General features: G+C 65.0%; 5 protein-coding genes. 2 read left to right on the plus strand and 3 right to left on the minus strand.

The window, feature by feature from the left end; all coding sequences use genetic code 11:
- The 3 genes from atpA to ACU0BR_RS14310 form a co-directional block, all read right to left on the minus strand.
- A partial coding sequence (gene atpA / locus ACU0BR_RS14300) for a F0F1 ATP synthase subunit alpha (protein ID WP_446157506.1) occupies positions 1 to 1,061 on the minus strand: 1,061 nt, incomplete at its 3' end.
- Positions 1,061 to 1,627: a F0F1 ATP synthase subunit delta gene (locus tag ACU0BR_RS14305; RefSeq protein WP_446157509.1), complete on the minus strand. Its 567-nt coding sequence runs from the start codon at positions 1,625 to 1,627 to the stop codon at positions 1,061 to 1,063. The genes ACU0BR_RS14305 and atpA, both read right to left, overlap by 1 nt.
- A 367-nt stretch (positions 1,628 to 1,994) precedes the next feature.
- Entirely contained in the window at positions 1,995 to 2,741 is a 747-nt protein-coding gene (locus ACU0BR_RS14310; RefSeq protein WP_446157507.1) for a class I SAM-dependent methyltransferase, read from the minus strand.
- A gap of 63 nt (positions 2,742 to 2,804) precedes the next feature.
- Between ACU0BR_RS14310 and gloB the strand changes: the two genes are divergently transcribed.
- Both gloB and ACU0BR_RS14320 read left to right on the plus strand, forming a co-directional pair.
- A complete protein-coding gene (gene gloB / locus ACU0BR_RS14315; protein ID WP_446157508.1) occupies positions 2,805 to 3,572 on the plus strand; it encodes a hydroxyacylglutathione hydrolase in 768 nt (255 codons plus the stop codon).
- A 280-nt stretch (positions 3,573 to 3,852) separates the two neighbouring features.
- Positions 3,853 to 4,025: Clp protease N-terminal domain-containing protein (locus tag ACU0BR_RS14320; protein WP_446157510.1), on the plus strand; the 173-nt coding region annotated here is incomplete at its 3' end.

The following is a 4,025-nucleotide window of genomic DNA, read 5'->3' on the forward strand; positions in this document are numbered from 1 at the left end:
AGGAAGATCTGGCCGTCGGTGATCGAGATCACGTTGGTCGGGATGAAGGCCGACACGTCGCCGCCCTGGGTTTCGATGATCGGCAGCGCGGTCAGCGACCCTGCGCCGTGATCCTCGTTCAGCTTGGCCGAACGCTCCAGCAGACGGGAGTGCAGGTAGAACACGTCGCCGGGGTAGGCTTCGCGGCCGGGCGGGCGGCGCAGCAGCAGCGACATCTGGCGGTAGGATACGGCCTGCTTGGACAGGTCATCATAGACGATCAGCGCGTGACGGCCGTTGTCGCGGAAGAATTCCGCCATCGCGGTCGCGGCATAGGGCGCCAGGAACTGCATCGGCGCGGGGTCGGATGCGGTCGCGGCGACGACGATCGTGTATTTGATCGCGCCGGTCTCTTCCAGCTTCTTGACCAGCTGCGCCACGGTGGACCGCTTCTGGCCGATGGCGACATAGACGCAGTAAAGCTTTTTGCTTTCGTCGTCGCCCGCGGCCTCGTTGTAGGATTTCTGGTTCAGGATCGTGTCCAGCGCCACGGCGGTCTTGCCGGTCTGGCGGTCGCCGATGATCAGTTCCCGCTGGCCGCGGCCGATCGGGATCATGGCGTCGACGGATTTCAGGCCGGTCGCCATCGGCTCGTGCACCGATTTGCGCGGGATGATGCCCGGCGCCTTGACGTCGGCCACGCGGCGCTCGGTCGTTTCGATCGGGCCCTTGCCGTCCAGCGGGTTGCCCAGGCCATCGACAACGCGGCCCAGCAGGGCGTCACCCGCGGGCACGTCCACGATGGAATTGGTGCGCTTGACGACATCGCCTTCCTTGATGTCGCGGTCGGAGCCGAAGATCACGACGCCGACGTTGTCGGATTCGAGGTTCAGCGCCATGCCGCGGATGCCGCCCGGAAATTCGACCATCTCGCCGGCCTGGACATTGTCGAGGCCGTGGACGCGGGCGATGCCGTCGCCGACGCTCAGCACCCGGCCCACCTCGGCGACCTCTGCTTCCTGACCGAAGTTCTTGATCTGCTCCTTGAGGATGGCAGAAATTTCGGCTGCTTGGATACCCATTATCCGACCTCTTTCATTGCATTCTGCAAGTTGGAAAGCTTCGAGGCAATCGAGGTGTCGATCATCTTCGAGCCCACTTTTACGACAAGACCACCGATGAGGCTTTCATCCACGGCCAGATTGATCTTCACATCCTTGCCGAACGTCGCTTTCAACGTCGAGGCAAGCTTGTCCTGTTGCGCCTTGGTCAACGACTTGGCGGCGCGCACCTCTGCGGTGACCTCGCCCTTTTCGTCGGCGATGCGCGCGCGCAGTTCGCGCAGCAGCGCGGGCAGCACGAACAGCCGACGCTTGGATGCCATCAGCGCAAGGGTGTTGCGCATGGTCTCGCTCAGCTCCATGGCGCGGGCCACGGCGCTGACGCCTTCGCGCTGCTGGTCGCGCGTGTAGATCGGCGACTGGATCAGATCGCGGAAATCCGCGCTGTCGGCCAGCGCCGCTTCCAGCGCGGCGACGTCGCCTTCCAGCGCCGCGATGCCTTTGCCTTCCTTGGACAGTTCAAACACGGCCGCCGCATAGCGCGACGCAATTCCGGTCGAGATCGAAGCTGGTTCGGACACGTCCACCCTTTCGATTTGCTCAAGGCTCCGGAAAACGTGCCGAAGCACCCGGAGCCAGCGTTGCACACGCCAGTTCGGCGCAATCGGTAAAATCGGCGTGGGTGTAGCAGAGGAGTTTCAAGCCCGCAACCGCCTTGAAGGGCTGCGGGGCACCGTCCGATCCTTGTTTACACGCTTGTTGTACACGAATTGCAACCCTGCGACGCTTGGTCCCTGTCCCGCCCCCGTGCACGTCGCGCCCGGAGGGGCAGATGGGCCCGCCGCACGCCCGAATCCGCCGGGCCTGCCGGGTTGGGCGAAGACGCCGGAAAGACCCGCGTGAAACCGCATGGCGGCGCGGGAACTGGCATCGGCGTGGCGTCGTTTTCCCGCCTCAGACGGGTTTCGCCTCGGGGTGGGGCAGCGGGTCCAGCGCACGCAGCCGTTTCCGGCGCGAGGCGGCCGATTTCAGGCCGACGGGCTTGGGCATCTGCTTGCGCGCCTCCACCAGCAGCACGCCGCCCGCGCGCGATTGCGGCAGCGATTGCCCGATCCGCTCCATGAAGGGCCCCGCCCGCAGCCAGAACCGCGTCTCCGACGGCGGCGCGAACAGCGCGGCGACGTGGCGCTCGGGCGTCAGGCCCTGACGCTTCAGCAGCGCCTCGAGCTGGCCCAGACTGTAGGGACGGCCGAATCCGAACGGCGTCTTGTCGCGCCGCGCCCAAAGCCCGGCCCGGTTGGGCACCACGAAGATCGCCTTGCCCCCCGGCCCCAGCACGCGCCAGCACTCATCCAGCAGCGACACCGGGTCCTCGCTGGTTTCCAGCCCGTGGAGGACCACCAGCTTGTCGACCGACCCGGTTTCCAGCGGCCAATGCGTCTCATCGCACAGCACGCTGATATTGGGCATCCCCGCGGGCCATGCCATCACCCCCTGCGGGCCGGGCATCAGCCCGACGACCCGGCGCGCCTGTCTGAGATAGGGCCGCAGCAGCGGCACCGCAAAGCCGAAGCCCGCCACCGTCTGATTCTGCGCCTCCGGCCAGAATGCCAGCAATTGCTGACGGATCACGCGCTGCGCCACCCGCCCGAGGCGGGTGCGATAGTAGAAATTGCGCAGATCGAGCACGTCCAGGTGCATTGCAACGGGTCCCGCGATGGGCAACACTTCGCGGCAACCTTACCGCAGCGCACAAGGAATTCCATGCCCCTAGAGATCGTGACCATCCCCTGCCGCAGTGACAACTACGCATTTCTGTTGCGCGAACCCACGACCGGAGAGATCGGCCTGATCGACGCGCCCGAAGCGGCCCCCATCCGCGCGGCGCTCAAGCAACGGGGGTGGGAGTTGCACAAGATCTTCGTCACGCATCACCACGACGACCACATCGCCGGTGTGGAGGAGCTGAGCGACAGCTTCGGCGCGCAGGTCATCGGGGCGCAGGCCGACACCCACCGCCTGCCGCCGCTCGATCACGCCGTGGCGGAGGGGGAAACCGTCCGTCTGGGCGATGAAACCGGCCATGTGATCGACGTGTCGGGCCATACCGTGGGCCATATCGCGTTCCATTTCCCCGACAGCGGCGCGGTTTTCACCGCCGACAGCCTGATGGCGCTGGGATGCGGCCGGGTCTTCGAAGGGACGCCCGAAATGATGTGGGGCAGCCTGAGCAAGCTGAAGGCCCTGCCGCGCGAAACGATCGTCTGCTCGGGCCATGAATACACCCAGTCCAACGCGAAATTCGCGCTGACGATTGAACCGGAGAATTCCGATCTTATCTCCCGTGCAGAAGCGGTGGCAGCCGCGCGCGCCGAAGGGCGGGCTACCGTGCCTTCCTCCCTCGCGGAGGAACTGGCGACGAACCCTTTCCTGCGCGCCGACCTGCCCGAGGTCAAATCGCTTCTGGGTATGGCAGACCAACCCGACGCCGCCGTCTTTGCAGAGATCAGACGGCGCAAGGACAACTTCTGACAGGGGGCCGCATCTCTCGGCAACCGCGCCGCGAAAGCGGACGATATCATTGCCGGATCGGGAGCCGGTTCTACGGGCCATCTTGCGGGCCGTTTTACGGGCCATGCCGGATTTTTCCGGCGCCCCCGGACGGGAGAAGTGAGACAGAATTGCGTCTCGTGAACGAAATTGAAGAAATACTTCTTGATACGCGCGGATTTTAACCGAACTCTTAAACTATGAGGCCACGGTTGATGCAGGCTTCGCGCTGCGTCGACCCCTGATAAAAAGGAGCACGCCAGTGCCATCGTTTTCGAACACATTGGAACAGGCCATCCACTCCGCGCTGGCAGAAGCAAACCAGCGGCGGCATGAGCTGGCCACCCTGGAACATCTGCTGCTGGCCCTGATCGATGAGGCGGAGGCCGCGAAGGTGATGCAGGCCTGCGGCGTGCAACTGGAACCGCTGCGCAA

This window comes from Brevirhabdus sp. (assembly GCF_052826345.1).